At 69.8% G+C, this 26,152-nt stretch carries 29 protein-coding genes and 1 pseudogene; 16 read left to right on the top strand and 14 right to left on the bottom strand.

All coding sequences use genetic code 11. The features are described 5' to 3' along the window. The first annotated feature begins 54 nt into the window (after positions 1-54). The 3 genes from Dsi01nite_RS39980 to Dsi01nite_RS39990 all read left to right on the top strand — a co-directional run bounded on the left by Dsi01nite_RS39980 (position 55) and on the right by Dsi01nite_RS39990 (position 1,752). Positions 55-318 carry a hypothetical protein gene (locus Dsi01nite_RS39980; RefSeq protein WP_203851604.1) on the top strand — a complete coding sequence of 88 codons (264 nt, stop codon included), beginning with the start codon at positions 55-57 and terminating at the stop codon, positions 316-318. Between the two features lie 398 nt (positions 319-716). After that, on the top strand, positions 717-1,208 hold the full coding sequence (locus Dsi01nite_RS39985; RefSeq protein ID WP_203851605.1) for a hypothetical protein: 492 nt from the start codon (positions 717-719) through the stop codon (positions 1,206-1,208). Positions 1,209-1,245: 37 nt separating this feature from the next. Beyond that, positions 1,246-1,752 carry a TetR/AcrR family transcriptional regulator gene (locus Dsi01nite_RS39990; protein ID WP_203851606.1) on the top strand — a complete coding sequence of 169 codons (507 nt, stop codon included), beginning with the start codon at positions 1,246-1,248 and terminating at the stop codon, positions 1,750-1,752. A 328-nt stretch (positions 1,753-2,080) separates the two neighbouring features. On the opposite strand, the gene Dsi01nite_RS39995 is transcribed toward Dsi01nite_RS39990, so the two are convergent. Then, positions 2,081-2,770, bottom strand: coding sequence for a hypothetical protein (locus tag Dsi01nite_RS39995; RefSeq protein ID WP_239136516.1), 690 nt, complete (start codon positions 2,768-2,770; stop codon positions 2,081-2,083). A 24-nt stretch (positions 2,771-2,794) separates the two neighbouring features. Beyond that, the gene (locus Dsi01nite_RS40000) at positions 2,795-3,430 is read right to left on the bottom strand and encodes a GyrI-like domain-containing protein (RefSeq protein WP_239136517.1); all 636 of its coding nucleotides are present in this window, start codon (positions 3,428-3,430) and stop codon (positions 2,795-2,797) included. An 11-nt stretch (positions 3,431-3,441) separates the two neighbouring features. On the opposite strand from Dsi01nite_RS40000, the gene Dsi01nite_RS40005 reads away from it, so the two are divergent. The 3 genes from Dsi01nite_RS40005 (at position 3,442) to Dsi01nite_RS40015 (ending at position 5,809) form a co-directional block, all read left to right on the top strand. Continuing rightward, complete coding sequence (locus Dsi01nite_RS40005; RefSeq protein ID WP_203851607.1) at positions 3,442-4,275, top strand: phytanoyl-CoA dioxygenase family protein; 834 nt, start codon at positions 3,442-3,444, stop codon at positions 4,273-4,275. Between the two features lie 99 nt (positions 4,276-4,374). Then, positions 4,375-5,202, top strand: coding sequence for a TrmH family RNA methyltransferase (locus Dsi01nite_RS40010; RefSeq protein ID WP_203851684.1), 828 nt, complete (start codon positions 4,375-4,377; stop codon positions 5,200-5,202). A gap of 277 nt (positions 5,203-5,479) precedes the next feature. Next, entirely contained in the window at positions 5,480-5,809 is a 330-nt protein-coding gene (locus tag Dsi01nite_RS40015; protein ID WP_203851608.1) for a hypothetical protein, read from the top strand. Between the two features lie 56 nt (positions 5,810-5,865). Here Dsi01nite_RS40015 and Dsi01nite_RS40020 read toward each other — a convergent pair. The 3 genes and pseudogenes from Dsi01nite_RS40020 to Dsi01nite_RS40030 form a co-directional block, all read right to left on the bottom strand. Beyond that, positions 5,866-6,258 (bottom strand): annotated as a pseudogene (locus tag Dsi01nite_RS40020) (transposase); the annotation flags it as partial. 268 nt (positions 6,259-6,526) lie between these two features. Then, on the bottom strand, positions 6,527-7,009 hold the full coding sequence (locus Dsi01nite_RS40025) for a hypothetical protein (RefSeq protein ID WP_203851609.1): 483 nt from the start codon (positions 7,007-7,009) through the stop codon (positions 6,527-6,529). Positions 7,010-7,092: 83 nt separating this feature from the next. Continuing rightward, positions 7,093-7,476: a hypothetical protein gene (locus Dsi01nite_RS40030; RefSeq protein WP_203851610.1), complete on the bottom strand. Its 384-nt coding sequence runs from the start codon at positions 7,474-7,476 to the stop codon at positions 7,093-7,095. A gap of 309 nt (positions 7,477-7,785) precedes the next feature. On the opposite strand from Dsi01nite_RS40030, the gene Dsi01nite_RS40035 reads away from it, so the two are divergent. Then, positions 7,786-9,591 carry a dynamin family protein gene (locus Dsi01nite_RS40035; protein WP_203851611.1) on the top strand — a complete coding sequence of 602 codons (1,806 nt, stop codon included), beginning with the start codon at positions 7,786-7,788 and terminating at the stop codon, positions 9,589-9,591. Between the two features lie 184 nt (positions 9,592-9,775). Here the strand turns inward: Dsi01nite_RS40035 and Dsi01nite_RS40040 are convergent, their stop codons facing one another. Next, entirely contained in the window at positions 9,776-10,654 is an 879-nt protein-coding gene (locus Dsi01nite_RS40040) for an SGNH/GDSL hydrolase family protein (protein WP_203851612.1), read from the bottom strand. 239 nt (positions 10,655-10,893) lie between these two features. On the opposite strand from Dsi01nite_RS40040, the gene Dsi01nite_RS40045 reads away from it, so the two are divergent. From Dsi01nite_RS40045 to Dsi01nite_RS40055, 3 genes are all read left to right on the top strand, one after another. Beyond that, a complete protein-coding gene (locus tag Dsi01nite_RS40045) occupies positions 10,894-11,814 on the top strand; it encodes a 1-phosphofructokinase family hexose kinase (RefSeq protein ID WP_203851613.1) in 921 nt (306 codons plus the stop codon). A 139-nt stretch (positions 11,815-11,953) separates the two neighbouring features. Then, the gene (locus Dsi01nite_RS40050) at positions 11,954-12,607 is read left to right on the top strand and encodes a superoxide dismutase family protein (RefSeq protein ID WP_203851614.1); all 654 of its coding nucleotides are present in this window, start codon (positions 11,954-11,956) and stop codon (positions 12,605-12,607) included. A gap of 457 nt (positions 12,608-13,064) precedes the next feature. Continuing rightward, on the top strand, positions 13,065-14,645 hold the full coding sequence (locus tag Dsi01nite_RS40055; protein WP_203851615.1) for a serine/threonine-protein kinase: 1,581 nt from the start codon (positions 13,065-13,067) through the stop codon (positions 14,643-14,645). A 10-nt stretch (positions 14,646-14,655) separates the two neighbouring features. Here Dsi01nite_RS40055 and Dsi01nite_RS40060 read toward each other — a convergent pair whose 3' ends face one another. Then, on the bottom strand, positions 14,656-15,534 hold the full coding sequence (locus tag Dsi01nite_RS40060) for a hypothetical protein (RefSeq protein ID WP_203851616.1): 879 nt from the start codon (positions 15,532-15,534) through the stop codon (positions 14,656-14,658). 60 nt (positions 15,535-15,594) lie between these two features. Further along, on the bottom strand, positions 15,595-15,900 hold the full coding sequence (locus tag Dsi01nite_RS40065; protein WP_203851617.1) for a helix-turn-helix domain-containing protein: 306 nt from the start codon (positions 15,898-15,900) through the stop codon (positions 15,595-15,597). 293 nt (positions 15,901-16,193) lie between these two features. On the opposite strand from Dsi01nite_RS40065, the gene Dsi01nite_RS40070 reads away from it, so the two are divergent. Further along, positions 16,194-16,652, top strand: a complete 459-nt coding sequence (locus Dsi01nite_RS40070; protein WP_203851618.1) for an SUKH-3 domain-containing protein — start codon at positions 16,194-16,196, stop codon at positions 16,650-16,652. Positions 16,653-16,654: 2 nt separating this feature from the next. Here Dsi01nite_RS40070 and Dsi01nite_RS40075 read toward each other — a convergent pair whose 3' ends face one another. Then, entirely contained in the window at positions 16,655-16,861 is a 207-nt protein-coding gene (locus tag Dsi01nite_RS40075) for a hypothetical protein (protein WP_203851619.1), read from the bottom strand. A gap of 50 nt (positions 16,862-16,911) precedes the next feature. On the opposite strand from Dsi01nite_RS40075, the gene Dsi01nite_RS40080 reads away from it, so the two are divergent. Further along, positions 16,912-17,211: a hypothetical protein gene (locus Dsi01nite_RS40080; RefSeq protein WP_203851620.1), complete on the top strand. Its 300-nt coding sequence runs from the start codon at positions 16,912-16,914 to the stop codon at positions 17,209-17,211. 424 nt (positions 17,212-17,635) lie between these two features. Continuing rightward, positions 17,636-18,088 carry a hypothetical protein gene (locus Dsi01nite_RS40085; RefSeq protein ID WP_203851621.1) on the top strand — a complete coding sequence of 151 codons (453 nt, stop codon included), beginning with the start codon at positions 17,636-17,638 and terminating at the stop codon, positions 18,086-18,088. A 95-nt stretch (positions 18,089-18,183) separates the two neighbouring features. Here Dsi01nite_RS40085 and Dsi01nite_RS40090 read toward each other — a convergent pair whose 3' ends face one another. Further along, entirely contained in the window at positions 18,184-18,894 is a 711-nt protein-coding gene (locus tag Dsi01nite_RS40090) for a hypothetical protein (RefSeq protein WP_203851622.1), read from the bottom strand. Between the two features lie 607 nt (positions 18,895-19,501). Next, on the bottom strand, positions 19,502-20,392 hold the full coding sequence (locus Dsi01nite_RS40095) for a helix-turn-helix transcriptional regulator (protein WP_203851623.1): 891 nt from the start codon (positions 20,390-20,392) through the stop codon (positions 19,502-19,504). A gap of 101 nt (positions 20,393-20,493) precedes the next feature. Between Dsi01nite_RS40095 and Dsi01nite_RS58490 the strand changes: the two genes are divergently transcribed. The 3 genes from Dsi01nite_RS58490 to Dsi01nite_RS40105 are packed head-to-tail and all read left to right on the top strand — an operon-like array spanning position 20,494 to position 22,963. Further along, positions 20,494-20,628, top strand: coding sequence for a hypothetical protein (locus Dsi01nite_RS58490; RefSeq protein WP_275423450.1), 135 nt, complete (start codon positions 20,494-20,496; stop codon positions 20,626-20,628). Positions 20,629-20,660: 32 nt separating this feature from the next. Continuing rightward, complete coding sequence (locus Dsi01nite_RS40100; protein ID WP_203851624.1) at positions 20,661-21,683, top strand: zinc-dependent alcohol dehydrogenase family protein; 1,023 nt, start codon at positions 20,661-20,663, stop codon at positions 21,681-21,683. 35 nt (positions 21,684-21,718) lie between these two features. Beyond that, the gene (locus Dsi01nite_RS40105; protein WP_203851625.1) at positions 21,719-22,963 is read left to right on the top strand and encodes a multidrug effflux MFS transporter; all 1,245 of its coding nucleotides are present in this window, start codon (positions 21,719-21,721) and stop codon (positions 22,961-22,963) included. A gap of 335 nt (positions 22,964-23,298) precedes the next feature. Here the strand turns inward: Dsi01nite_RS40105 and lepB are convergent, their stop codons facing one another. The 3 genes from lepB to Dsi01nite_RS40120 are packed head-to-tail and all read right to left on the bottom strand — an operon-like array spanning position 23,299 to position 26,077. Beyond that, positions 23,299-23,751 (bottom strand): signal peptidase I, encoded by a 453-nt coding sequence (gene lepB / locus Dsi01nite_RS40110; protein WP_203851626.1) that lies wholly within the window; start codon positions 23,749-23,751, stop codon positions 23,299-23,301. Continuing rightward, positions 23,748-25,529: an ABC transporter ATP-binding protein gene (locus tag Dsi01nite_RS40115; protein WP_203851627.1), complete on the bottom strand. Its 1,782-nt coding sequence runs from the start codon at positions 25,527-25,529 to the stop codon at positions 23,748-23,750. The genes lepB and Dsi01nite_RS40115 overlap by 4 nt, the downstream gene beginning before the upstream one ends. Next, a complete protein-coding gene (locus tag Dsi01nite_RS40120) occupies positions 25,526-26,077 on the bottom strand; it encodes a redoxin domain-containing protein (RefSeq protein WP_203851628.1) in 552 nt (183 codons plus the stop codon). Before Dsi01nite_RS40120 ends, Dsi01nite_RS40115 begins: the two co-directional genes overlap by 4 nt. Positions 26,078-26,152 lie beyond the last annotated feature (75 nt).

Raw genomic sequence — 26,152 nt, forward strand, 5'->3', positions numbered from 1 at the left:
TAGGCACCGCGCAAGCAGATCTTCGTCGCGCCAGGGACACGGGGCGGACAGGTGGTGTCGAGGTTTGATGTCGTCGGCGGCATCACAGGCCTGATCCAGGGCGTGCTCGTCACCAACGTCTTCGTCACCACGCAAGGCCGGGCCGTCGTACTGACCTGGGCTTCACTGGGACTCGACCTGGCCTACTCGCTGCTCATCGGCTCCGTCGTCGTGAGCGGGCTGGTTCCCTCCCTCGTGCCCCCCGGCCGAATGCAGCCGGACTGCTCGGCAGGCCCGCAGGCAGCAGGGTTGGCGCCGCGCTCCCGCAGCGACGCGTGACGCTGCCACGCCCGCCAAGTCTGCGGCAGCGATCGTCGTTGTACGGCCTGGCGATCCTTGATGATCGTGGCCGGGTGACCGCGCACCATGTCCTCGTGCAGCTGAGATGGGTGCCGGTAACGCCGGTGGCGATCAACGAGCGAGGCGGGCTGGTCGTCGCGACCGTCGACGAACGCAGCGGTTTCCGGGTCATGGCGCATGGGCATCTGCGGGTGCCTGCGCCCATTCGCCACTGGGGCTCTCGGCCGGTGAATGAGCCGACACCGTTGAGATTGCGCAGCTCGGCAAGCAGATCCGGGCTGGCCGGGTCGTGCGCCGAAACGGCCGAGGCCACACCCGCGTCCAGAACCGCATCCGCACCGGCAAGGGCTCAGTTGCAAGGCTAACGTCGTTAGCCGATGATCGAAGCTAACAACGTTAGCCAGCTCGGCGGAGGATTCATGATCACCAACAGCTCCACAGTATCGACCACATCGGCGAGGTCGCCGCGATCTGGTCGCGATCGGATCGCAAGGATCATGTTGTGGCTTGCCGCCGTCGGTGCTGTCGGTGCCGCGCTCACCGCGGCCGGCGCGGTATGGGACGCCGACGGCTCGACCAAGGTCGTCGAGACCTGGCGAGCCTACGGCTTCGTCGTCTTCGCGGGCCTGTTCGTCCTACTCGCGCTGGCACCGCGCAGCTATCGAGGTGTGTGGGAGCTGGTGATCTTCCACAAGGTCGCGCTCACGATGACCGCCTTGCTCTACGCCGCTCATGGCGACATCGCGGACACCGCAACGATCGCCGGTTGGGATGGCACGGTCTCGGTTCTCCTCGTCGCGGCCTACGTGCTGAGTCGCGGGTGGACGTCGTCACCTGCCTGGCGCGACACTAGCCAGCGCGCCGGATGAGGAGGCTGGTGGCGGTCCCGGGTTGTCCGGGACGCTCATGAACCGCCGCAGCGAGGTGGTCGACGCGGCCGAGCGGATCCTGGAACGTGAAGGCCCGGACGCGGTGACCATGCGGCGCCTCGCCGACGAACTCGGGATACAGGCACCCTCTCTGTACAAGCACGTCGCCGGCAAGACCGAGATTCAAACTGCGCTGCAACAGCGCGCGCTGGAACGGCTCGGTGCTGTGCTTACCGCGGCCGGCGCCGACCTTCCAACGCTCGTCGCCGCCTACCGCCGCTGGGCACTACAGCATCCCCGGCTCTACGAGCTCAGTGCCCGGCATCCCCTGGATCGTCAACGTCTCGCCTCCGGCATCGAAGCCGCGGCGGCCGCACCGCTGCTGAGGGTCACCGGGGGCAACATCGCAGCCGCACGTGCCATCTGGGGCTTCGCCCACGGCCTCGTCGATCTCGAGCTGGCCAACCGATTCCCACCCGACGCCGATCTCGACGCGGCCTGGGCCCACGCGATCAATGCGTTCGCCGTCTACTGCACGCCATAGCCCGAAGGAGCATCGTGACGTACGCACAGTCCTGTCGCCGTACGGTAGCCCGGCGCGTCGCGCGATCCGGCGAACCAGCCGGTGCACCTGCAAGCGGCTCAGCCGGCGTCCGATGCGATCAACGAAGAGCGGCGCCAGACGCTCGTCGTTGCCGAGGATGCGGCCATGGGTCACCGGCGGTAGGACCACGCCACGAAGCGGGTGTGCAGCACCTCGATGGGCTCGGTGAGATCCTCCGCCGCCGAGATCAGGAACGTCCCGAGGGTGGCGCGGAGCTGCGACCGGCGGCCCTCGAGGGTGCCTGCCCCGCCTTGTCAAACGTGTCCGATCAGCTGCTCAGCGCAGTGATCGTGAGGGTGGCACGGTAGCCACCCTTCTCGACGCTGCCCGGGATCTTCAGATCCCGGGCAGCGCCCAACCGGGCGGTGCCCTTGGCGTGGCCCTGGTTGGCCCAGCCGAGACCGCGCGAGACGGACAGGCCCTGGCCGTGGTCGTCGTAGCCGGAGGCCACCGACCCGCTCGCCTGAGCGCCGGCACCGGCCTCGATCACCTGCGGCGTCCAGCCGAGGTAGGCGCCGGAGAAGGTCTTGTCGCCGTCCCGGAAGTCACTCACGCTGGCCGAGATCGACCAGGGCGCGAGCGAACGCCGGTTGTCCGACACGACGATCGGGTTGATGTGACCCGCCGCCGCGAAGTAGTCGCCGTTGTGGTCCTGCGCGGTGCCGAGGTCCACGAGGCCGTTGTAGCCGTCGATCGTCCAGCCGAACTCGCCGGGGGCGGCGTTCGGCACGTTGACCTGGATGGCCTGGCCATCGCCCTGGTACGGGTGGACGGTGACCGAGTCGACGATCGAACCGACCGGCTGGTTGGCCGGCGTGTTGTTGCACCAGGCGACGTTGCCCCGCTCGACGGCCGCGTTCGGCGCAGCGCAGGTGCCGCTGCGGACGTTCTCGACGACGAGCTTGTCGCTGCGCACCTGGACCTTGACGTAGGTCCGGACGTGCTCCTGGTTCTGCACTTCCTGTTGGCCGCCGGCCGGTCGTCAGGCCGGTTCGACGGGCAGCCAGAGTTCACAGGTCGCGGTGCTGAAGTCGTTCGTAGGCTTAAGCACCGCGACGATCTCCGGACCTGGCCGCAGACGCCACGGGTTGAACGGGAACCACGCGGCTGCGGCCGTGGCCCAGGCCTTCTGCAGGGTCTGCGGATGCGGCCCCGTGGTCCGGATGACCACCCATCTGCCGGCCGGAACTTCGATGATGTCGAGGCCGCCGGGTACCGGCGTACCCGGGGACACGGCGACCCCATGAAGGTAGGTCAGCTCGCTGCCCTCGGCGTAGTCGGGGTCAAGGTCGTCGCTGACCGCGAGCAGGCCGCTCGGCTCAGTGTTGCCGAGAGCCTTCAAACGCAGGTGCTCCTCCGTCGGCAGTGCGGTGATGTGCCGCTGGATGTGCGGGTTGATGCCTTGACGGACCAGCCGGACGCGGGCCGCGTGCCCCACGAGCCGGAACTCGGGATGGTCGACGATGCGGGTGTCCACGTGTTCGCTCCCTTCGGCGGTCAGCCGGAGTGCCGAGATCATCAAGCCACCGTCCGACGTCGACCTTGGTCGCAGCGCACCGGTGGGCACCCGACAAAAGCGGCGCAGAAAATGTCGGGTGATCGAGACCGGCACCGCCACACGATGGGGGCATGGATGACACGACCTTGGTATCCCACTTTCTTCGCGACGGCTTCGTAAAGCTGGAGGGCGCCGTCGCGCCGCGCGTGGCAGCCGACTGCGCGCGGTTGCTGTGGCGGGAGACGGGCTGCGACCCGGACGATCCAGCGACGTGGACACAGCCCGTGCACTGGGTGCCCGGCATGGCGCAGGGGCCGTTCGCCGCCGCTCCCAACTCCCCGTTCCTCCATCACGCGTACGACCTGCTCGTCGGCGCGGGACGCTGGGAGCCGCGCTACTCGCTGGGCACGTTCCCGCTGCGCTTCCCGCACAAAGAGGAGCCGGACGACGCCGGCTGGCACATCGAGGGCAGCTATCTGCCGGAGGGCGAGAGCTGGTACTTCACCAATGTGCGCTCCCGGGGCCGGGCACTGCTGATGCTGTTCCTGTTCAGTGAGATCGGTGAGAAGGACGCCCCGACCCGGATCCGGGTCGGCTCACACCTCGACGTGCCGAAGGTACTGGAGAAGTACGGGGAGGACGGAGCGAGCGGACTGGCCCTTACGCCCGACCTGGTCACGGCGTCCGAGCACCGGCCGCTCGCCCTCGCCACCGGATCTCCGGGCGACGTCTTCCTGTGCCACCCATTCCTGGTGCACGCGGCGCAACCGCACCACGGAGCGCGGCCTCGCTTCATGGCCCAACCGCCGCTGATGCCAGCCGCACCGTACGAACTGGAGCGGGCCGACGGCGCGTACTCACCCGTAGAGATCGCGATCCGTCGGGGTCTCGGGCAGGACGCCCTCGGAACAGACGGAGACGGCACCGACCGCGGCGCCGAGGCGACGTGCTCCGTCCGTTCCTGAGCGCCTGCCCGAAGGTCTTGTCGGAAACCTCGGGGAGCCAAAAGTGAAGTGTGGCAGGCAGGGCATGGGCGGTCTACGTGCGACGGAGGCGGGGTTGTAGTGGTTCTGCGAGTGAGTGGCCGCAATGCACGGTTCCAGCAGTGGAAAGCTCTCCTCGGCAATCGGACCAAGCGGCAGCGACGCGGCGAGTTCCTCGTGCAGGGCGTGCGCCCGATCACCATGGCCGTCGAACACGGCTGGCAGATCCGGGAGCTGCTCTACGACACCAGCGCTCAGCTGTCCGGCTGGGCACGCGAGGCCCTGGACACAGTCCGGGCCGAGAAGTTCGCCGTCTCGCGTGAACTGATGCACGAACTGGGAGGTAAGGCAGACACGGTTCCAGAGCTACTGGCCGTGGTCGCGCTGCCGGAGGACAACCTGCGCCGTATCCCGGTCGGTCCGACCATGCTCACCGTCGTGTTCGATCGGCCCACGAGCCCCGGCAATATCGGGACCCTCGTTCGGTCGGCGGACGCCTTCGGCGCCGGCGGCGTCATCGTCACCGGCCACGCCGCCGACGTGTACGACCCGAAGGCTGTCCGGGCGAGCACCGGCTCGCTGTTCGCCTTGCCCGTGGTCCGGGTGCCCTCACACCAGGCCGTTCTATCCTGGGTCGCTGACGTCCGCGCCAACGGCATCGGCATCGGCATCATGGGAACTGATGAGCGCGGCATCCTCGACGCCGCCGAGTACGACTTCACACAGCCCACCCTGACGTTGATCGGAAACGAGACCACCGGCCTCAGCTCCGGCTGGCGCGAGGCATGCAACCAGCTCGTCCGGATCCCCATGTTCGGGTCCGCCAGCTCCCTGAACGCGGCGACCGCCGCGACTGTCGTGATGTACGAATCGGCACGCCAGCGGGCGGCCGCCGCCGCCCGGTGGTAGCGCGCAGATCGCCGACAGCAGCCACTCCGCCAGGGCCTTCGGCCGCAACGCAACGACTCCCAACCGACTCCGAGGCATGAAACGCTACGGACTGCGGACGGCACCCGGCCAGCGCGGATCTCGGCAGTTCCGGGCACCCGCCAGTGCCGAACGTTGGTCACGACACGTGACCGCTTCCGGTAGCCTGGCGCCCAGTCGGCGGGAGAACCGGACGTCGGGTGCGATCATCGGGTGCATGCAAGCACATGTCGTCGTGGTACATCCGGGTATGCCGACGATGGTCGACATCGTGGTAGCGGGTGTCCCGTTGCAGGCCGAGTGGGTTGGCCTGCCGCCCAACGTCGGCGAGCTCGTCGACGTTGAGCTGGACATCGACGTCGTGCTCGGATGGGCCGACGCGATCGCGATGGACGGCGCTGAAGCGACACTGCGCGAGGGCCCCAAGCTGCGGGGGAACGTCGAGTTGCAGGAGCGGGACCTCCTGACGGTGCGGATAGCTACCGGGCTTCTGCAGGTCGAGGTCGACGACGGTTCCATCGACGTCCCGCCCGGAACGGCCGTCGTCATGGCGGCCGAGCACCTCAAGCTGTATCCCACCGGCGTATGACCACGGCCGTTCCCGACCACCCTGATCTCGGCAAGACATCCCATGTTCTTTTTGTGTCAAGAGGCTGGCTGGATAGGGGCCCAGGCGGTGTCTTCGTGGTAGGTGGTGTTGGTCTTGAGGCAGCCGACGAGGATGCCGACGAGGCGGTTGCCGAGCTGGCGTAGTGCGGCCTGGTGCCCGATGCCGCGGTTCCGCATGGCGTTGTAGTAGGCACGGGCGCCGGCGGAGCCTCTCATGGCGCAGAAGGCCCACTGGTGTATGGCGTCGCCGAGGCGGCGGTTGCGGGCGTAGCGGGCCCGCACGACGCGGCGGGCGCCGGAGGCCCGGGTGATGGGCGAGGTGCCGGCGTAGTTCTTGGGTGCTTTGGTGTCGGCGAACCGCTTCGGGGCGTCACCGAACTCGCCGAGGACCCGGGCGCCGAGGACCACCGGAACATCCGCCAACGTCCGGCGATGCCGCGAATGCATCCGAGACGACGGCACCGCACACGCCTGACAAACGGCCTGACCGCTACGGACCCGACCCGCGATGACCAACTCGGGACCAGCGTCCAAGACCTCGTCGATCTCGATGCCGTCCAGATGGGAAAGCAGCTGTCCGACGGCATCGCGCACTCGGGCAACAATTCATGGTCCGACATCCATCACACAGTTCGCGCCGGAGCCCAGTAGCGACACCACTTGGTCGTCGGTGTGATGCTGAACCCACAGCGAGGACCTACGCCGGCGGCCGCCAGCGCTTGGCCACCACCAGAGGCGCTGCCGGAGCGGACCACGCCTGCAAACGCAGCCGCTCCATCGTCCGCGGATCCTCATCGGAGTCGATGCCAGCCTGATAAGCCCGATCAAGGTTGGATTGAGACACACGCAAACGCAGCCAACCGGTCGCCACTGGAAAGCGGCGCGCGTCGAGCTCGTAGTCGGTGCATCCCATGACCACCAGCTGTCCCGACGAGCAGTAGAAGCTGCCCTCCGCTACGTGGTCGAAGTCAACACTATCGTCAGGCGGCGGCCCGCCCAGCAGCTCAACGCTGACCGCGATATTGACGTTCACCGCGGTGCCGACCGCGACCGCATCTCGGCCGACGGCCAAATGATCATCCGACGCCTGGTCGGTCCACTCGTCGCCGAGGTCAGTCTCCGACCCCTCGTCGAAGACGTGGATCTGGTAGTAGTCCGCGAACAAGGTCAATTCAGCCACGCTGCCATCATGCGCGCCCGCTTCTGTGGTTCACGGGACGCGCACGAATCTCTGCAAGATCATCCGAGCTGGTCCAAGTGGTGTCACTTCTCGCGACCGAAGCCAACTCCGTCCTCCGCCGGCAATGGGCTGATGGGAACGTGACTCAACGCCCATCGAGCCAGCTGCACCACGCGCTCCTGCGGCAGGTCTGGCAGTTGCTCGAAGTCGTCGGGCAGCAAGTCGAGCATGAAGTTCTCCGTGCCATCGCCACCGCACTTCATCACGATGAGGCACCGGTAACTCGGCTGCGGGTGGCTCTCTCGAAGGATCGCCCAGAGCGCACCGTTGGCCGAGTCAGACACGTGGTCCCGCAACCAACCGGCGCGGCGACCAGCGCCCAGATGCAGCGCACCCGCCTTCTCGCTCAGCACAACAAGATCAGACTTGACGACCCATTTGATCGCCTTCGGCACGTCGAATCTCACCGTCGCACACTAGCCGCTCGAACCAGGCGTCGACCGTCCCAGCACCAGAACCCCGGCTGGGGCCAGAATCAACCGTCACACGCATCACTGTTCGTCGCTTCGCCTGAAGGGCACGCGCCGAAACCACGCAACAGCCGCAGACGACCACCGGGGCCAGCTATCACCGCCCCGACGAGGCCACATGGCAGTGTGCGCCGACGGTGAGGAGTGCATGGGCATACAACGGCAACACCCATGACGTAGACGGCAGGGCGGACGCTGGCGGTGCGGCACTACAGTGCGCGGGAGGCGTCGCATTGGAGGCACGGGATGCGGGACACAACGGCGGCGGGGCTGCGCCGGCTCCTCACCGCCGGCATCGACGGCTCCCTGGGCCACCTGCGCGAGCTCGACGTCGACGCCGCCGCGGACATCGAGGCCGAACACCGCCGCGACCTCACGCGGCCGCGGGTCGTCGTGGTCGGTGCGACCAAACGCGGCAAGAGCAGCCTCGTCAACACGCTCATCGGCGTGCCGGGGCTGTCGCCCGTCGACGAGGCCGTCGCCACCGCCGCGTACCTGGACTTCCAGCACGGCCCCGAGCACGGCGTCCGCGCTCACGTGCCGGGCCTCGAGGAACCCGTCCGGCTCGGCCTCGGCGACCTGCGTGACTGGGGCACGGTGCTCGGGCACCTGCCCGACGGGATGCGGCCGCCCCGCCGCATCGAGATCCAGCACTCCGCGCCGCTGCTGCGGCACCTCACGCTGACCGACACGCCCGGCACCGGCGGGCTGGACCCAGCGCACGCCGAGATCGTGATGGACGCCGTGGCCGGGGCCACCGCCGTGCTGTTCGTCGTGGACGCGTCCGCGCCGTTCTCGGCGCCTGAGTTGCGTTTCCTCGTCGAGGCCGGCGAGCGGGTCGACGTCGTGCTGTTCGCGCTGACCAAGATCGACGCCTACCCCGGCTGGCGGACCATCCTCGCCGACAACAAGGGCCAGCTGCACACCCACGCACCCCGCTTCGGGTCCGCGCCGTGGTTCCCGGTGTCGGCCCGGCTCTCGGAGCTCGTCACGACGCTGCCGCGGGACGCGGCGCCCGAGCCCATGGGCGAGTCGGAGATCGTGGCGCTGCAGCGGGTCTTGGTCGACCTGGCGGAGCAGGGGCACCTGCTGCAGCAGGCGAACATACTGCGCTCGGTGCGCTCCGAGTACATCCGCATCGACCAGGACCTCAGCGACCGGATGAAGGCCACGGACCCCGAACGCGTCCGCGAGGAGCGCTCACGGGTCGCCGCCCGCAGACGCGCCGAGAGCCGGCGGTGGTCGCTGACCCTGAACACCGAGACGCAACGGGCCAGGGTCGACACCTACAAGCGGCTGCTCTCCTACATCGCCAGGCTGCGGGACCACTTCGGGGAGCGGATCGATCAGAGCACCAGCGCCGACCTCGCCGGGCTGCCCGCCGAGGTCGACGCGGCGCTCCACGCGCTGTCGGTGCGGTTGTCGCACGACCTGGAGCTGCGGTTCCGCCGGATCGGTGCGACGGTCCTCGCCGAGGTGTTCCAGCCTGACGAGCTGCAGCACGTCCTGCGTGGCATCAACGCCCGGCTCCGGCACGGCCTCGGGCTGCGGCGCCGCCCGGACCGGGGCGGCTCGGACGGCGCCAAGGTCGTCGTGTCATCCGCCGGGGTGGCGATGACGGCCGGCAACGCGGTCACCAGCATCGCCGGCTTCTCGATCCCGGTCGCCGGGGTCGGTCTCGGCCTCGCCGCCGACGCCTACCTGGATTACAAGCGCCGGCTCATGGCGGACCGGGCCGCCGCGCTGACCTGGTTCCGGGAGGTACTCAGCGAGACCCGGTCCGCGCTCGGCGACGAGATAATCCACCGCTTCACCGACCTGCAGTACGCCCTGACGCTCGCCCTCGACGAGGCCATCGAACAGCGGATCAAGCAGCTGGACGAGCACCTCGCCGACATCGAACGCTCACTCGCCGAGGAGAAGGCCGAGCGGGCCCGGCGCCGGGAGGCGCTGAACACCGAACGGGACGGACTGCGCACCCGTATCAAGCAGGTCGACGAGGTCCTCGTCCAGGTGTGTGCCCTCCTCCCGGCCGAGCCCGCCGGGTCGTGATCGCCGGGTTCACGGCCACCACCGGTGAACAGACCTTCGACAACACAGGCACCAAGCATGCGCGCCGTTTACGTGGCCCGGTCGACGGGCCATTGGTGCCCCGCTGGCCACCGTGCGGGTCGGCGTGCGCTGCTTGGCTTCCAGAGCGTCGATGATGTCGCGGGCGGCGAGATCCGGCGCAGGCTCAGACGGCGAGCCGGGCGGTGACCGCGTTCGCCATGCCCTGCTCCCCCGCGGCGTTCGGGTGGAACGGCGCGGCGGTGTTCTCCGGTACGACGCCCTCGACCCAGCGCACGCTCTTGCCGCGGCACACGTCACGGCCGATCGACGGCGTGTACGTGTCGGCGTATTCGGCGCCACCGGCCGCGGCGGTCCGGGCCAGCATCGCGTTGAGCGACTTCGCCACGCTGCGCAGATAGGGCACGTCGCCGAACGCGAACGGCACCGTCGGCCAGCAGCCGTAGCCGCTGTCGGGCACGATCGTGGGATAGCCGACGACGACGATGCGGGCGTTCGGCGCCGCGGCCCGCACGGCCTGCACGACGGCGGCGATCTTCGGCGCGGCCGCGGCGATGCGGGCCTGCAACGCATCGACACCGCCGCTGGTGTACCGGTCCCGGCACGGCGTGCCGAACGGGTTGCCGATCCCGTCCTGCGCGCACGCGGACACGATGCCGGAGAAGCCGATGTCGTTGCCGCCGATGCCGATCGTTACCAGCGCCGTCGCGGCGGTGACCGCGCTGATCTGGGCCGGGACCGGCAACCCGAGTGTGCCCTTGCCGGCGTTGAGGATGTCGCCGGTCGTCGCGCCGCCGCAGCTGACGTCGGCGAACGAGGCCGACCCGATCGCGCGGGCGACGAGCGCCGGGTAGTTGCGGTTGGACCGCACGCAGTTCAGGTCGACCTGGTCGGGGATGAGCGGCCCTGACGTATACGAGTCGCCGAGTGCCACGTACCGGCCGGCGGGCGCGGCGGCATGGGCGGGCCCGCTCACCACCGTCCCGGCGGTCACGGCAACGGCGATGAGGGCGAATGCACGCAGGCACGGCAGAGCAAGCTTCATGGCAGTCCCTTTGGCGGAAGGGCTGATGCGGGGATCGAAGTCTGCCAGACATAGCGATACTCGTCAATGCCGTCGGTCCGAGCAGCGGCGCAAGGAAGTGCGGCGACGCGCTCCGGTCGCCGCGAACGGACCGGGACGTGCTGGCTGCACGCCAACCTCGCTCACCTCGACCGGCAGATTGGCGGACGAGGTTCACCGGCCGCTGGCCTGAGCGCGGGCTTCATGGGTACCGGAGCCGGATGAGTGGCAAAGTGCTGGTATTCGCTCCCGCGCCCGTGCTGACCGTCACCGTCGAGCAGGCGGCCGGCGCCCCCGATCTGCACGTCCACCCGGGAGGGCAGGGGGTGTGGCAGGCGCGGATGGCGGCGACGCTCGGCAGCGACGTCACGCTGTGCGTCAGCGTCGGCGGGGAGACCGGCGAGCTCCTCGACACGCTCCTGGCCGGGCAGGAGAGCACCGTCCGGTCCGTGCGACGCTCGGCCGGCAGCGGCTGGTACGTCCACGACCGTCGCGCCGGCACCCGCGAGGCGGTCGCCGACTGGCCCGGCGCGCCGCTGCAACGGCACGACCTGGACGAGCTGTACACGATCGCCCTGGCCGAGGGGTTGCACAGCGACGTGACCGTGCTCAGCGGCCCCGCCGATCCCACCGTCGTCGACCCCGACGTGTACCGGCGGCTCACCACCGACCTGACCGGTAACGGCATCCGCGTCGTGGCCGACCTGTCCGGCGACCACCTCAAGGCGGTCCTGCGCGGCGGCGTGGCGTTCGTCAAGGTCAGCCACGAGGAGCTGCTGCGTGACGGGCGCTCCATTGACGACACCGAGGACGCGTTCGTGGCCGCCGGCCGGACGCTGCTGGATGACGGCGCCGAGGCGGCGCTGGTCAGCCGCGCCGGTGATCCCGCGTTGGCGTTCTTCGACGGTACGGTGCAGCGCGTGCACGTGCCGCGGCTGCAGATCAAGGATCACCGCGGCGCCGGTGACTCGATGTCGGCGGGTGTCGCCGCGGTCCTCGCCCGCGGCGGCGACCTGGGCGAGGCGATCCGCACCGGCGCTGCGGCGGGAGCGCTCAACGTGACCCGGCACGGGCTCGGCACGGGCCGCGCCGACGCGATCGAAGCGTTGCTGTCGCGGGTTCGGCTCGAGTCACTCGGGTAGTCACCCGCGACGGGATCGCCTCGCCCGGCATCCGCCGTACCTTTCGGGTGTTCCGAACTAGTTACGGCGAATCCGACCGGCTATGACCGGTATGACTGGTGGCGATGGGTTCGCCCGCTCGTGAACGATCGGAACTGCCATGCGCCGCCGCCGTGCCGTCCTGCTGTCCCCCGTCCTCCTGCTCGTTCCGGCCGTGCTGCTCGCCGGGTGCGGTGGCGACGCCAAGACCGGCCTCCCGGCGCCCGGCGTGAGCGCTGGGCCGACGACCGGTGGCAGCGGTGCGCCGGCGCCGAGCGGCAGCGCCGGGGTGACGGCGGCCGGCACGTTCGCGCCGTACACGACCGGCAGCACCGCCGTCACCTACGACCCTGCGCTGGTGCCGGCCGGAGCGACCGCCATGGTCACACTGACTCCCTCCGGGACCACGGCCGTGGTGCGGCTGGCCGTGACCGGGTTGCAGGCGGGCCGCACGTACGGCGCGCACCTGCACGTCAAGCCGTGCGGCGCCACCGGCGACGCGGCCGGCCCGCACTACCAGCATCACCCGGACCCGGCCGCCTCCGCTTCCGCGCCTTCGGTCGACCCGAGCTACGCCAACCCGCACAACGAGGTCTGGCTGGACGTCACCACCGACGGCAACGGCAGCGCGACGAGCACCGCCACCCAGCCGTGGATGTTCGACCCGGCCCACGCACCGCGGTCGCTCGTCATCCACACGCAGGCCACCAAAACGGCCCCCGGCGTGGCCGGCACCGCCGGGACCCGGCTCGCCTGCCTCACCCTGCCCGCCTGAGCGACGCCGTTGGACGGAACAGCGACGGTAGGGGTGCGGCTGGTTCCGCGGCAGTGGCCTGCCGCGGAACCAGCACCCGGTTTCCCAACGCCGATGGGAAACGCGCGATCGCTGCCGGCTCCGCCAAGCCGGGACGCGATCAAGCACGACGTCACTGTTCGACATTCATCATGACCGGCCGACTTTTCCGCCGTGTAAACAACACCCGCCACACCCTGTGAGTGCAGTCACACGGATGGTGATCAATCTTGATGACTTCAGCCGGGCCCTGGCCGCCTGGTGCGCGGACCCGGACGCGTTCGGGCTGCTCGGCGTAACCCGCGCCGCGACCGCGCTCCCGCAGTGACGTCGGCGGCGCCGACGACCTCGAGGATCCACGCCGCAGACGCCACGAACCGATACCGTCCAGATACCTTCGGAAGGTGTCGATCCCGCTCGGACGGGAGAACAGATCCCGATGCAGCAGGATCAGACCCTCGGCGACCGCTACCGCCTGCTCGCCCAACTCGACGAGGGCGGCATGGCAGTCGTGTGGAAAGCCCACGACCAGCTGCTCAACCGGCACGTCGCGGTCAAGGTCCTCGCCGGTCCCCACACCGCCAGCCCGGCCGCCCGGCGCCGCGTCCAGGCCGAGGCACAAGCCGCCGCCCAGCTGTCACATCCGAACGTCACCAACGTCTATGACTACGGCGAAGCACTCGACGAAACCGGCGACTGCGTGCCGTACGTCGTGATGGAGCTGCTGCCGGGCCGCACCCTGTCACAGCGGCTGGCGGCCGGGCCGCTCCCGCCGCAGGTAGCACTGCGGATCTGCGCTGAGGTCGCCGAGGCCCTCGCCGCCGCCCACGACCGCCACGTCGTGCACCGCGACGTCAAACCCGCCAACATCATGCTGACTCCGACCGGAGCGAAAGTCCTCGACTTCGGGCTCGCCGCCGTCGCCGGGCAGCCCGACATCGACGAAGAAGGCCAGCTGCTCGGCACCGCGGCCTACCTCGCCCCGGAACGGCTCACCGGCGACGAGGTCCTCCCCGCTTCCGACGTCTACGCCCTCGGACTGCTCATCCACCGCGCCCTCACCGACAAGCTGCCGTGGCAGGCGGACACCCCCTCCCAGATGCTCAACGCCCACGTGTACGTCGAACCCGAACCGCTGCCTCCCATCAACGGCGTGCCGCCCGTCGTGCACGACATCTGCTGCCGATGCCTGGCCAAAGACCCCGCCGACCGGCCGTCCGCCGCCGAGGTGGCCGCCGTCCTCACCGCCGCAGCCGGCATCACGCCGCGACCGTCGGACGACCTCGCCGCCGCCGCGGCGGCCGGGCCGACCAGCCTCGAACGTTTCCTCGAACGTTCCCTCGAACCTTCCGTGGAGCCGGAGCACACCGGACCGGCCGGCCCGCGTGATGACGCCGAACCGCAGCCCACCGCGGTTGTCCGCCCACCGACCGGCACAGCCGTTGCCGGCCGTGGCCGGCGCCGGGCCGTCGCGATGATCGCCGGTGCGAGCGTCCTTGCGGCCGTCGCCGTCACCGCGTCTCTGCAGCGCAACCCCCCGATCCGGGACAACAACACGGCGACCGCGGCGCACAACCCCGCGCACAGCCCCGCACCAGGATCATCCGGAAGCCTGATCAGCCAGCCTGCGCCGGCGTCGGCTGCTGGCCAGGCCGGCCAATCCGGTGCCACCACACCGACCGGCGCGGTGGGCACGCCCGAGCCGGTCAACCCCGCGAATCCGAGCCCGCTCACGTCGTCGGCCGCCCCGGCCCCCACCGTGTCCCCTCCACCGGCGCCCGAACCTGGCGTCGAGATCCGCGCGAAGGGCGGCGTCGCCCGCGTGTCCTGCACCGGCAGGAAGGCACAGATCCTGGACCTCGACCTCACCCCTGGCTACACCCTCGGTGACTACCGGCCAGGACCGGCCGACGAGATCCGGGCCGTGCTGATCTCCAGCACCAACACCAGTGAGATCAAGGCAAAGTGCCCGAAGGGCACACCAGCACCCGCCGTCAAGGAGACACCCGCGAAGCCCTGACCGGCCCGCGTCAGACGGTGTACGTGGGTGTGTACCAGTCGACGCCGAGCTCGCCGGTCACCGTGGTGGTGTTGATGCGCAGGAGCGGCTTCGGGGTGGCGTACTTGTATCCCATCCGCCAGAACTTCCGGGTGCCGGCGGTCGGGTCGTGCCATTCGGTGTGGCGGCCGCGGTACACCTCGATCTCGTGCAGCATCGTGTCCAGCGGGCGGATGCAGCAGTACGTGCCGGCGCGGACCTCGGTGCCGTCGGACTGCTGGGTGACCTGCAGCGGCCATTGCTGGTAGCCGACGATCGTCGTGTTGAGGACGCGGCCCCACAGTTGGCGGCCCTGAGCGTCCTGGTCGTGCAGGACCTCGCGCATTCCCGTGGACAGCGAGGCGGACAGGTACCGCACGGTGAGCCAGGGCTCCGCGACGCCGAGGACGGGAATCGGTGTCGCCGCGGTGTCCAGTGGCGCCGGTGCCAGCTGCTGCGTCGCGATCGACCACGAGAACGCCCCGGAGCGGGTGTAGTCCATGCCGAACGCGCCGTTGGACGTGAAGCGGTACATCAGGCCCTGGATGCTCGACGCCAGGACCGACGTGGTCGTGTAGACCTCGAACTGATGCAGGTCCTTGTCGACGAGCCGGATGAAGTTGACGATCCCGAAGCCGTCGAAGAAGAACAACGCCGGGTTGCCGAAGGCGGTGCCGGCCACGCCGCCGGCGGTGCTCCACAGCTCGCCAGAGTTGACCTTCCCGAAGAACGTGAGCGCGCCGGCCGTACCGGCCAGGTTGATGGGCCACACGAGGTGCCGCCCGTCGGTCGCGTGGGCCGCGGTGGCGCCGGTGCCGAGCACCCCGGCGGTGGCGGCGGCCGCTGCCAGCAGTACCTGTCGACGATGCATCGTGTGGCTCCTCGCTGTGGATGGTTTCGCCGGCTACCACGCCGCGTGCCGGAGCCCTGTTCAACCGCTCGGTGTCGAGGACCGGACACCACGCCGTTCGGTTGATGACCGCACCCTGGCCGCCGGAGCGATCACGACCGCGTCCTCGTCCCGTTCGACCGGCCGGTGCTTCGGTGCCTGGACGCTGAACCCCATGCGGTGCAACAGGTACGCGGTGCCGCGCAGCGAGCACCGGGTGCGGAACCACGTGCGGAACTCCGGGCTTTTGATCGTGGGCTCGCCGACCAGTTCGCTGAGCCGGGTGTCGTCGGCGTTGCGACCGGCGTACGGGCGCAGGGCACCGGCGCCGGCGGCGTCGGCAGCCACGGACGGCCGGTCGAGGCACACGGCGCGGGCGCCAGATGTTCGCGAGTTCAGCGCCACGATGCCGACACCGGGCGCCGCAAATGTTCGTGAGTACCGGCACCACTCGCGGGATCATGACCGCTCGGCGGCGCCGACGATCACTCCGGAGCCCGTTCACGCTGCGCGCAAGTGATCACGATCTCGCTTGGGCGCGAGGTGCGCGGAGCTGCCGATTTGCGTGCACGTGATCCTGCAAGTTCGTCGGTACGCTGGGACCAACTCGGACTCCTGAACCATCGCCTACAGTCCTTGTCGTGAACCTCCCGACCGGCTTGAGTCAGCAAACGCGCCAAGTGCTGGCGGCGGCCGGGTGGCATGTCGGCCGTAAGGTCGATACGGCGTGCTGGGAGGCCGAGCTCACGGCGGACGGCTTCCCGGAAATACATCTGGCCGCTCGTCGGTTCCTTGCCGAGTTCGGCGGTCTGACCGTCGCCGATGGTGGGGCAGGCGTCACCCGCGCCCGTGAGCCGTTTACGCTCCGACCGACCGATTGCCTCGGCGAAGCCGACCGATTCATCGAGTGGGGCGAGCACACCGGACGAAACCTTGCCCCAATCGGCGAGCTGGCCGGGAACAGCTGTGCTTGCGCTTGGCTGGGCATGGATGAATACGAGGAGATCTACGTGGTCGTTGACGAGCTGGCCACATTCGGCCGAATGCCCTTGGCTATGGAGCATCTTGCTCTGGGGTACATGCCGCGCCGCATCAACTGAACTTATGCCGGACAGGGATCGAACAGGTCATCGACAACGCGCAGCATCGCGACACTCCCGCCGAACCGGACCGCATCGACCAACTGCTGCACGAACTCTGGCTGGCCAAGAAGTTGCTGGAACTCGTATGCGGCCACGATGCCGCGAAGGCGGGCCAACTGACACCCGCGCCCCGGCCCGGTGCACAGTGGGCCGCCATCGCCGATCAAGAGGTTGACCTCGTCAATGTCAGCAACTCGTCGACCAGTACTCTTCAGTCGTGCCGAGACTCAAGGTGCTGGCGGTCGCGTCGGTGGTCGTCGCCGTGGTGGCCACGTTAGTGCTGCTGCCCCGCCGCGAACGGTTCAAGGCCGGTGACTGCATCCAGCTCGTGGGCTTGGCGGTGGTCGACTGCGATGACGGCGACGCCGACCATGTCGTCCTCGGCGTCGAAGACATCGAGGACGACGAGCCACGCCGGTTGCCCTGCGGTGCCTGGCCGGAGACCAACACCGACCTGCGTATGGACGGGCCGAGCGGACGTCCGATACGTGTGTGCATGAAGAGCCTGCCGCGGTAGGCCTCGAACCGCTGCCAAGGAACGTATGGCGGTCCTCGTCGGACCTGAGTTGACCGACGGGCACCGCTGCAGAGCCACCTGCTCACACCTGCCGCCGGTCGCGCACTTTCTGGAGCACGACCCGCAACGCTTGGACCGTGGCCGGGGTGCTCAACCCGGGCGAGAAGCTTCATTCGGCGGATAGCGCCGCAATCGTCGTGGTCAGCCGGAGCAGCTATTCGGGCGCGAAGACGATGTACAACCTCAGCGTCGGCACGATCCATACGTACTATGTGATTGCCGGGGCCAGCGCGATCCTGGTCCACAACGCTCCGGTTGAGCCCCATGAGGTCGGAACGAACGATGACTTGAAGGCGAGGTCAGTGTCGGGCGACGGCTTGGACATCCTGGACGCAAGAAGATACAGGCGGATTGGATGGCGGCAATGGAACCGATCGAAGGTTTGCGGGCCGAGCTGGATCGGCTCCAGCCGGCCGACTTCGACGACATGCATGAGAACGCCGACGGGGTTGAGCGTCTGGCAGCCGTCTGCGACGAACTGCCGGGAAGCGCCGACGCGCAGCTCTGGATGCCGCTGCTGTTCGCGCTGTTCGAACGGCTAAACGACGTGGACCTCGGAAGTCCGGGGCCCGCCGTACACACTCTGGAAGCCACCGGTAGTGGATATCTGCCGTTGCTGGCCGACTCGGTCCGGCGGAAGCCGACACCACTGACGGTGTGGATGGTGAATCGGGTGCTGAATCAGCATCCGTCCGACCGGGCCGCCTGGATGGAGCTTCTTGAGAGCGTGCAAGGCGCCCCGACGGCGTCGGACGAGGCTGTGAACGACGCCAGACGATTCCTGGCCTATCAGCGAGGGCAACAGCCAGGCCACTGAACACACTTGCGGCGGCTCGCAACGATCCGGTCGCGCGTCCGAACAGAGGGCCATTCGGTGACATTTGTCGCCGGTGGCCCTCTGCCCCGCTTCGCCTACACAGACCGCCGGTCAGCGTCTGGCAGCGGCAACATGAACCCGCGGTCCTCTGCCTCGGCCGCCCACGCGGCGCTGGGCTCGAGCATCCCGGCCAGCCGGTCCACCTCCGGCAGCAGGCGCACCGCGAGGATGAGCTCGCCGAAGCCCACACCGGCGGCGGCGATGACCAGCCCGGCCGCCGGTGCGACGGCGACCGCCATCGCGGCGATCAACGAGCAGACCGCCCGCACCCACAGGCAGCCACGGGCAAGGCTGGGGAACTGCGCCGCGACCCCGGCGTCGGCGGCTGCCGCGACGCCGAAGGCCAAGCTGGTCATCGCGACCGCGACCGCCGATTCGTACGCCGGCTGCTGGAGCACGATCACGCCGGCCACCGCCAGCAGCGCGGCGCCGGACTGCAGGAGGTGGGATCCGCCGTACCGGGCCAGCAGCAGCTGCCCGCCGCCGAACCTGCCGAACGCGACGAACAGCAGCCAAGCGCCGACGGCCGCGGCGCCGAGCGCCCGCACGGATGACGGCCAAAGCACTGCCAGCACCGCGAGCAACAGGCTGAGCAGACCGAAGCTCGTCACCGCCCACCAGCCGAGCACTCCGTTCAGACGGCCGGCCTGACTGCCCGTGGCGCGCAGGCCGGTCAACGTGTCGAGCCCGGCCGCGCGCAGCCGGGCCCGGATCCGGTGGGCATCGACGGCAGTTGAGGGGTGCATGGGCCGCCTCCTTCGAACGGGGCCGGCAAACCAGTACCCGCCGCACCGGCCGATCGAACGGACGGCTTCGCCGCGTGTCCGGTACCGACCCGACCATCGTCACCGGTGGCGGGTGGTGCCTGCCATCCGTCCGGGTGTGCGCCACCCGATCGAGGTCTGATCTGCGGCATTGGACGCGCGCCAGGTAGCGCAGCAGGATGCTGGCCAGGAACCCGGCGGCCCGGGCCAGCCGACCATCCACATCGCTGGCGTGGTGTTCTTCGGGTCCGGTCCCGGTCCAGCATCCCCCGCGGTGAGCAGGCGGCGAAGGTCTTGGACGGTACCCTGGCGCTGGCCAGCTACCCGGACTTTCGAGGTGGGACTACTGCTCATGCCACCTCTTGATGAGCAGAGCAAGGCGTTTGGACCTGCCTTCGTCCGACAGGATCCAACAGAGTGCGCCGACAAGGGTGAGCTAGATCTTGGTAGACCCGGCGGCGGGGACAGCCGACGGGTCATGGTCCTGCCGTAGCTGGCGTGGCTTGGCCGCCAGCACACTGTCAGCCCGGCGCTCGGGCCGCCGCCGGACGTCGCTCGCCGCCAGATCGTCTGTGGTCGAGTTGGCGGTTCAGTTCCGTGTGGCACGGCCGGTTTGTGCCAGTGCGCTGTGGTGGTGTTCGGTGGCGGCCCAGGAGGCGAGCAAGGCGAGGGCGTGGGCGGTTGGGGAGTTGGGTTCGGCGGCGTAGATGGTCATGGTGAGGCCGGGTTCGGCGCGCAGGTCGAGGCTCTCGTAGGCGAGTTCGAGGTCGCCGACGACGTGGTGGTGGAAGTGTTTGACGCCGGTGCCGTGGGTGCGGACGTTGTGTGCGGCCCAGCGGCGGCGGAAGTCGTCGCTGCGGGTGGACAGTTCCCCGACGAGGTCGTGCAGTCCTTTGTCGCCGGGGTCCTTGCCTGCGGCGGTGCGCAGGTTCGCGACGGTCATGTCGGCGGCGAGGTCCCAGTCCGGGTAGAAGCGGTGGGCTGCGCTGTCGAGGAATGTGAACCGGGCGAAGTTCGGAGGGTTGGCCGGGTCGCCGGTGACGTCGCTGTACATGGCCCGGCCGAGGTGGTTCGCGGCGAGGAAGTCGAGGCGGTCGTTGCCGACGATGGCGGGAGCAGTGATGGTGTCGAGGGTCCATTGCAGGCTGGGCCGGACCGTCCACCGTTTCGGCCGGCGGCGGCGCAGGATCGCGTTGCTGCCGTCGGCCTCGTGAGCGAGGCGTAGCAGGTGGGCCCGTTCGGCGTCGTCGAGCTGCAGCGCGCGGGCGAGCGCCTCGAGGACACCGGTGGACACTCCCGCGAGGGTGCCGCGTTCCAGCTTCGCGTAGTACTCGACGCTCATCCCGGCCAGGGCGGCGACCTCGCTGCGCCGCAGCCCCGGGACTCGACGCTGCCCCGCGGCCGGCAATCCCGCCTGCTCCGGAGTGATCTTGGCGCGGCGTGAGGTGAGGAACTCGCGCACTTCGGGCCGGTTGTCCATCCCTCGACGGTACGGCGAGTCTCCGCAGGCTGGGATGTACTGGCAGTACACCCATCGTCAGTGACTTCTCCGCGCAGTCTCGCTGGGGTGTGCTGGATGTCATGACCGAGCCCGTGACCATGACCGCCACCCAGCGGACGCTCCGCCGGGCAGCTGCCGTCCTGGCGGTGCTGGTCAGCGTCCTGGCCGGTTGCTCCGCCAGCGCCGGCGCCGGGACGCTCTCGGCCTGCGCCTGATCATCACGACCGTAACAAGGAGAGTTCTGCTCATGCGTGTTGCCGTCATGACCGCCCCTGGTGCCGTCCATGTCGAGGATCGGCCCGAGCCCCGGGTCGTCGAGCCCACCGATGCGGTCATCCGGTTGGCGGCGACCTGCATCTGCGGGTCGGACTTGTGGCCGTACCGGGGCATCGAGACGATCGACGGGCCACGACCGATGGGCCACGAGTACGCCGGCATCGTCGAGGAGATCGGCCCAGCGGTCACTACCGTACGGCCCGGTCAGTTCGTCGTCGGCTCGTTCTTCGCCTCCGACAACACGTGCGAGATCTGCCGCTCCGGTTACCAGTCGTCCTGCATTCAGCGGGAGGCCGCCGCCCCGGGCGGCGCCCAGGCCGAGCGGATGCGGGTCCCGCTCGCCGACGGCACCCTCGTCGCGACCCCCGGCATGCCCGACGACGACCTGATCCCGAGCCTGCTCGCCGCGTCAGATGTCCTCGGCACCGGCTGGTTCGCAGCCGTCGCCGCCGCGGTCGGGCCGGGCAAGACCGTCGCCGTGGTCGGCGACGGGGCCGTCGGCCTGCTCGGCGTGCTTGCCGCGAAGGAACTCGGCGCGGAACGGATCATCGCGATGAGCCGGCACGAGTCCCGTCAGAAGCTCGCCCTCGAGTACGGCGCCACCGACATCGTCACCACCCGAGGCGATGCCGGGGTGGCCGAAGTCAAGGACCTCACCGGCGGGCTCGGTGCGCACTCGGTCATCGAGGCGGTCGGCACGCAGGAGTCGATGCTGCAGGCGATCGCCGCCACCCGTCCCGGCGGGCACGTCGGCTACGTCGGTGTCACCCACAACGTCACCCTGCCCGGCATGGACCTGTTCTTCTCCCACGTGCACCTGCACGGCGGTCCCGCCCCCGTCCGCCGGTTCCTGCCCGACCTGATCGACCGGATCTGGACCCGCCGGATCGACCCCGGCAAGGTCTTCGACCTGCACCTGCCCCTCGACGAGGCCGCCGCCGGCTACCGGGCCATGGACCAGCGCGACGCGATCAAAGTCCTGTTGCACCCCTGACCCCGGATGCTTACCGCCGCCGAGAAGAGTCTGCGATGTCCCAGTTGATGTCTCTGCCCGGCACCGATGTGCCGCTCCCTTCCCTGCGCCGCCAGGCCCGGATCACCGCTGGCCTGGTCGCGACCGTCATCTTGCTGTCGGCGATCGCGCCCCTCGCCACCGACATGTACGTCCCGGCGTTCCCGCGGGTCGCCGGGGACCTGTCCGCCACCGCGAGTCAGGTCCAGCTGACCCTGACGACCTACTTCGTCGGCATGGCATTGGGGCAGCTGATCGGCGGGCCGGTCTCCGACCAGCGGGGGCGGCGCCGGCCGCTGCTCGCCGCGCTCGCCGTGATGACCGTCGCTTCGATCGCCTGCGCGGTCACCGGCTCCATCGCCGTCATGATGGCGGCCCGGTTCGTGCAGGGGTTCAGCGGCGGCTGGGCCATGGTCATCGGCCGGGCCGTCATCATCGACCTCGCCTCCGGCGCGCGGCTGGTTCGGCTGCTCAACGTCATGGCCGGCATCGGCGGCGTCGCCCCGATCGTCGGGCCGTTGCTCGGCGCGGTCATCCTGCAGCTGACGCACTGGCGGGTGTCGTTCTGGATCGTCGCCGCCCTCGGCCTGTTCATGGCCGTTGCGGTGGCGCTCGCCGTGCCAGAGTCGCTGCCGCCCGAACGCCGTCACGGCGGCGGCCTGCGCGCCGTCATGACTGCCGGCGGGGCGGTGCTCGGCCAGCGCCGCTACGTCGGCTACCTGCTGGTCAGCGGTTCGATCATGGCTGCCCTGTTCGCCTACGTCGCCACCTCGGCCTTCGTGCTGCAGTCGATGAACGGCATGTCCCCGATCGCCTACTCCACCGACTTCGCCGCCAACGCCGGCGGCATGACCGCCGCCGCGCTCATCGCCGCCCGGCTGGCCGGCCGGGTCGCAACCCGCACCGTCATCCTCACCGGGCAGCTGACCGCCCTCACCGCCGGCGCCGCCATGCTCGTCGGCGCGCTGTGGTTCGACACCCCGCTGGCCCTCGTGCTCGGGTGCTTCCTCGCGCTCATGGTCGCGACCGGACTCATCATCGCCAACAGCGGCGCGCTCGCCGCCGCGGAGGTGCCCGACCACCCCGGCACCGGCTCGGCAGTCCTCGGCTTCGTGCAGTGGGTCGTCGCCGGCCTCACCGCCCCGATCGCCGGGCTCGGCGGCGAGGACACCGCCGTCCCCGCGGCGCTGATCATGGTCTCGGGAGCGGCACTGTCCATGATCGGCCTGCTGGTCATCGCACGGCCCAAGAGACCCGAGTAACGAGCTCGGCCACGTCGCTGCCAGCCGTGCCGCTCCGGCCGCATCGGCAGACGCGAAGCACCTACCGCTGCTGAGGCCTGTTGCGGATGCAGGAGGGCGGGCCGGTCGAGGAGTTCCGCGCCGGCGGCGTGATCTGGTGCCCGCCGGGCGTCAAGCACTGGCACGGCGCCGGCCTGATGGACCCATGACGCACCTCGCGCTCACCGGTTGGCTCGGCGCTGAACCAGCCCGTGGCGATGTTCGCCAGAAACACCGCCCGCTGCTTCACCGCCTCGGGTTCGAGGCCGTTGTCCGGCTGCGCGATGAGGTCCGTCGCCCGCTCCAAGCCCCCAAACCTATTCGTGAAGCACGCCGTGGCGACCAGCTGCCGGGACGGACATGCGGCGGACGACGACGCCGAGGAGATGGCGCTCCTCGGCGTATCCGTAGTGCCGGGAATCGGTGCTGATCGGGCTGTCGCCGAGCAGGACGAGCCGGCCGGGCGGCACTGCCGGCTCCGGCACGTCGGCGAGCGGCGGGACGCGGTCGCGTGGCACCGGGTCGCCGGGCACGGCAACCGCCCGTTTGATGACGTGATGGATCGTGTGCGGGCCCGGGGTGTACCTCATGACGACGACGTCCCCGGTGCGGATGCGACCGAGCGTCGTGCGGCGCACGAGCACCCGGTCGCCGTCGCTGAAGGTGGGCAGCATGCTCCCGCCGTCGACGGTGACGACCACGAAACGCCTGCCGGCCCAGATCGCGGCCGCCGCCAGGCCGAGCAGCACAGCGAGGCCGCCGAGGATCATGAGGTGTACCCGTTCGCCTGCAGCTTGAAGAGCCGGGCGTAGACGCCGCCCGCCTCGATCAGCTCGTCGTGCCCGCCCAGTTCGGTGATCACGCCCTCGTCGAGCACGGCGATCCGGTCGGCCTCGCGCACCGCGTTGAGCCGGTGGGAGATCAGCAGGCTGGTGCGGTCGGCGCGGTGTTTGAGCATGCGTTCGTGCACGTCGTGCTCGGCCTCCGGGTCCAGGCCGGAGCTTGGCTCGTCGAGGATCATCAGGTCGCACGCGTCGCGGAGGAAGGCGCGGGCCAGGGCGACCCGCTGCCACTGACCGCCCGAGAGCATGACGCCGGTGTCGGGCCCGTCCATGCCCTGCCCGGCCGCGAACATCCGGGTGAGCATGGTGCCGTAGCCGCCGGGGAGGGCGGCGAGCCTGTCGTGGGCACCGGCACGGACCGCGGCCGCGCTGATCCTGTCCAGGTCGTCCAGTGCGGTCAGATCACCCACGGCGATGTTGTCTGCGGCCGTGAAGTCGTAGGCCATGTGGTCCTGGAAGACCGCGCCGATCCGCTCGCGCAGCCGGGCCGGGTCGACGTCCCGCAGGTCGGTGCCGTCCCAGAGGATCGTGCCCCTGGTCGGGTCGTACAGGCGGCAGAGCAGCTTGACCACGGTGGACTTGCCCGCGCCGTTGAGCCCGACCAGCGCCACGGCCGCGCCGTGCGGGATGGTGAGATCGACCCCGCGCAGGATCCACGGATGGTCGTCGCTGTACCGGAACCACACGTCGCGCAGCTCGATCGAGCCCCGCAGACCGTGCAGCGCAACGGGTTCGGCGGCCACCGCGAGATCCGGTGCGCTGTGGACGATCTCGGTGAAGTGGTCGAACATCAGCAGCCGCTGGTGGGTGCCCGCCGCGTCCCGGATCAGTCCGCCGAGCGCCGACCGTACCGCGGCCACCGCGATGATGAACATCGACACATCGCCGATCGTCAGCTGATTGCGGCGGGCCGCCAGCAGCGCCCACACGAGGGCGCCGCCGGTGACGAGGGCACCGAGGACCTCCAGCCCGGCGCGCGTGCGGAGGTCCTTGCGATCCATCCGCCGCTCGGCGGCGTCGGCGGTGCCGCGCTCCCCCAGCATCCGTCCCAGCAGGAACGACCCGAGGTTGAAGAGCCGGATCTCCTTGGCGGCCTCGACGGTGCTGAGCAGCTGCCCGTAGAAGAACTCACGGCGCTGGTGCGGCGCGATCTGCCACATCACGCCCGCGCGATTGCGCGACAGCCCGAACTCGGCCCAGAGCGACGGGATCGCGGCGACCGCGACGACGACGGTCACCACGGGGCTGATCACGGTGAGCGCGGCGAGGAACCCAATGAGGCTCACCGCGCCACGGCCGAGCCCGAAGACCCCGGTCACGAGGTTGCCCGCGGCGCTGACGCCCTGCTGGGCGAGGCGCAGGCGGTCGAGGAAGGACGGGTTCTCAAACGGCGCGAGACCCACGAACCGGTCGGTCGCGGTGAAGAGCCGCTCCGACGCGCCGAGGCTCACCCGGCGGCCCAGATCGTTGCTCAGAAACCTTGCGAGCTGCGGCACCAACGCGACCACCACGCCGGTGGCCGCGAGTGCGGCGGCGAGCGCCGCGATCGGCCCGTCACCGACGAGCCGATCGAGGATGGACTTCGTCAGCCACGCCACCGCGACGGGTGCGACCGCCTCGACGAGCGTGGTCAGTCCATAGAGGACGGTCAGAGCGGGAGCGGTACGCCAGACCAGGCCTCCCGCCTCGGCGGCGCTGCGTCTCATCGCATCGACGGCTTCGGCAGCACCGTCATCTCGGTGCCGCTGCTGACGACCTTTCCCTCACCGTCCAGCACGTACAGCGCGGGATAGGTCCGGGACTTGAAGGCCTCGGAGATCTGGCCCTCGAACCCTTCGGTGACGACCCGAGCGACCGGCGTGAGCAGGTCGGCGTACGCACCGGACTGCCCGGTGTCGCCGACGACGACCGCCATGACCTGCGCCCGCCCGCCCGGCAGGGTGGCGGCGTATTCGACGAAGGGGGGAATCATCGCGCCGCAGGGCTTGCAGCCCGGCGAGAAGAACGCGACGACGCTCATGGCCGGGAGCATCTCGCGGGAGATCGGTTCGCCGTCGGTGGTCGTGGCGGCGAAGTCGGCGACCTGGGTGCCCTCCTCGAGCAGCTGCATCGGGCCGCCGGCCACGACGCGCTGGGTGGTGCCGGCCAGGAGCTCGGTGTGCTCGCGGAGGCGTCGGATGACACCCACGGTGAGCAGGAGATCGATCACGCACAACGCGCCCACGATCACCACGGCGGCGGTTAGAAGACCCATCGGAAACTCCTCGGGCAGGTTGGCATCAGGCCCGGTGACGGTATTCAGCGCGGATACATTGCGGATACTTGTCCG

The organism is Dactylosporangium siamense, from assembly GCF_016862795.1.
GTDB lineage: Bacteria > Actinomycetota > Actinomycetes > Mycobacteriales > Micromonosporaceae > Dactylosporangium > Dactylosporangium siamense.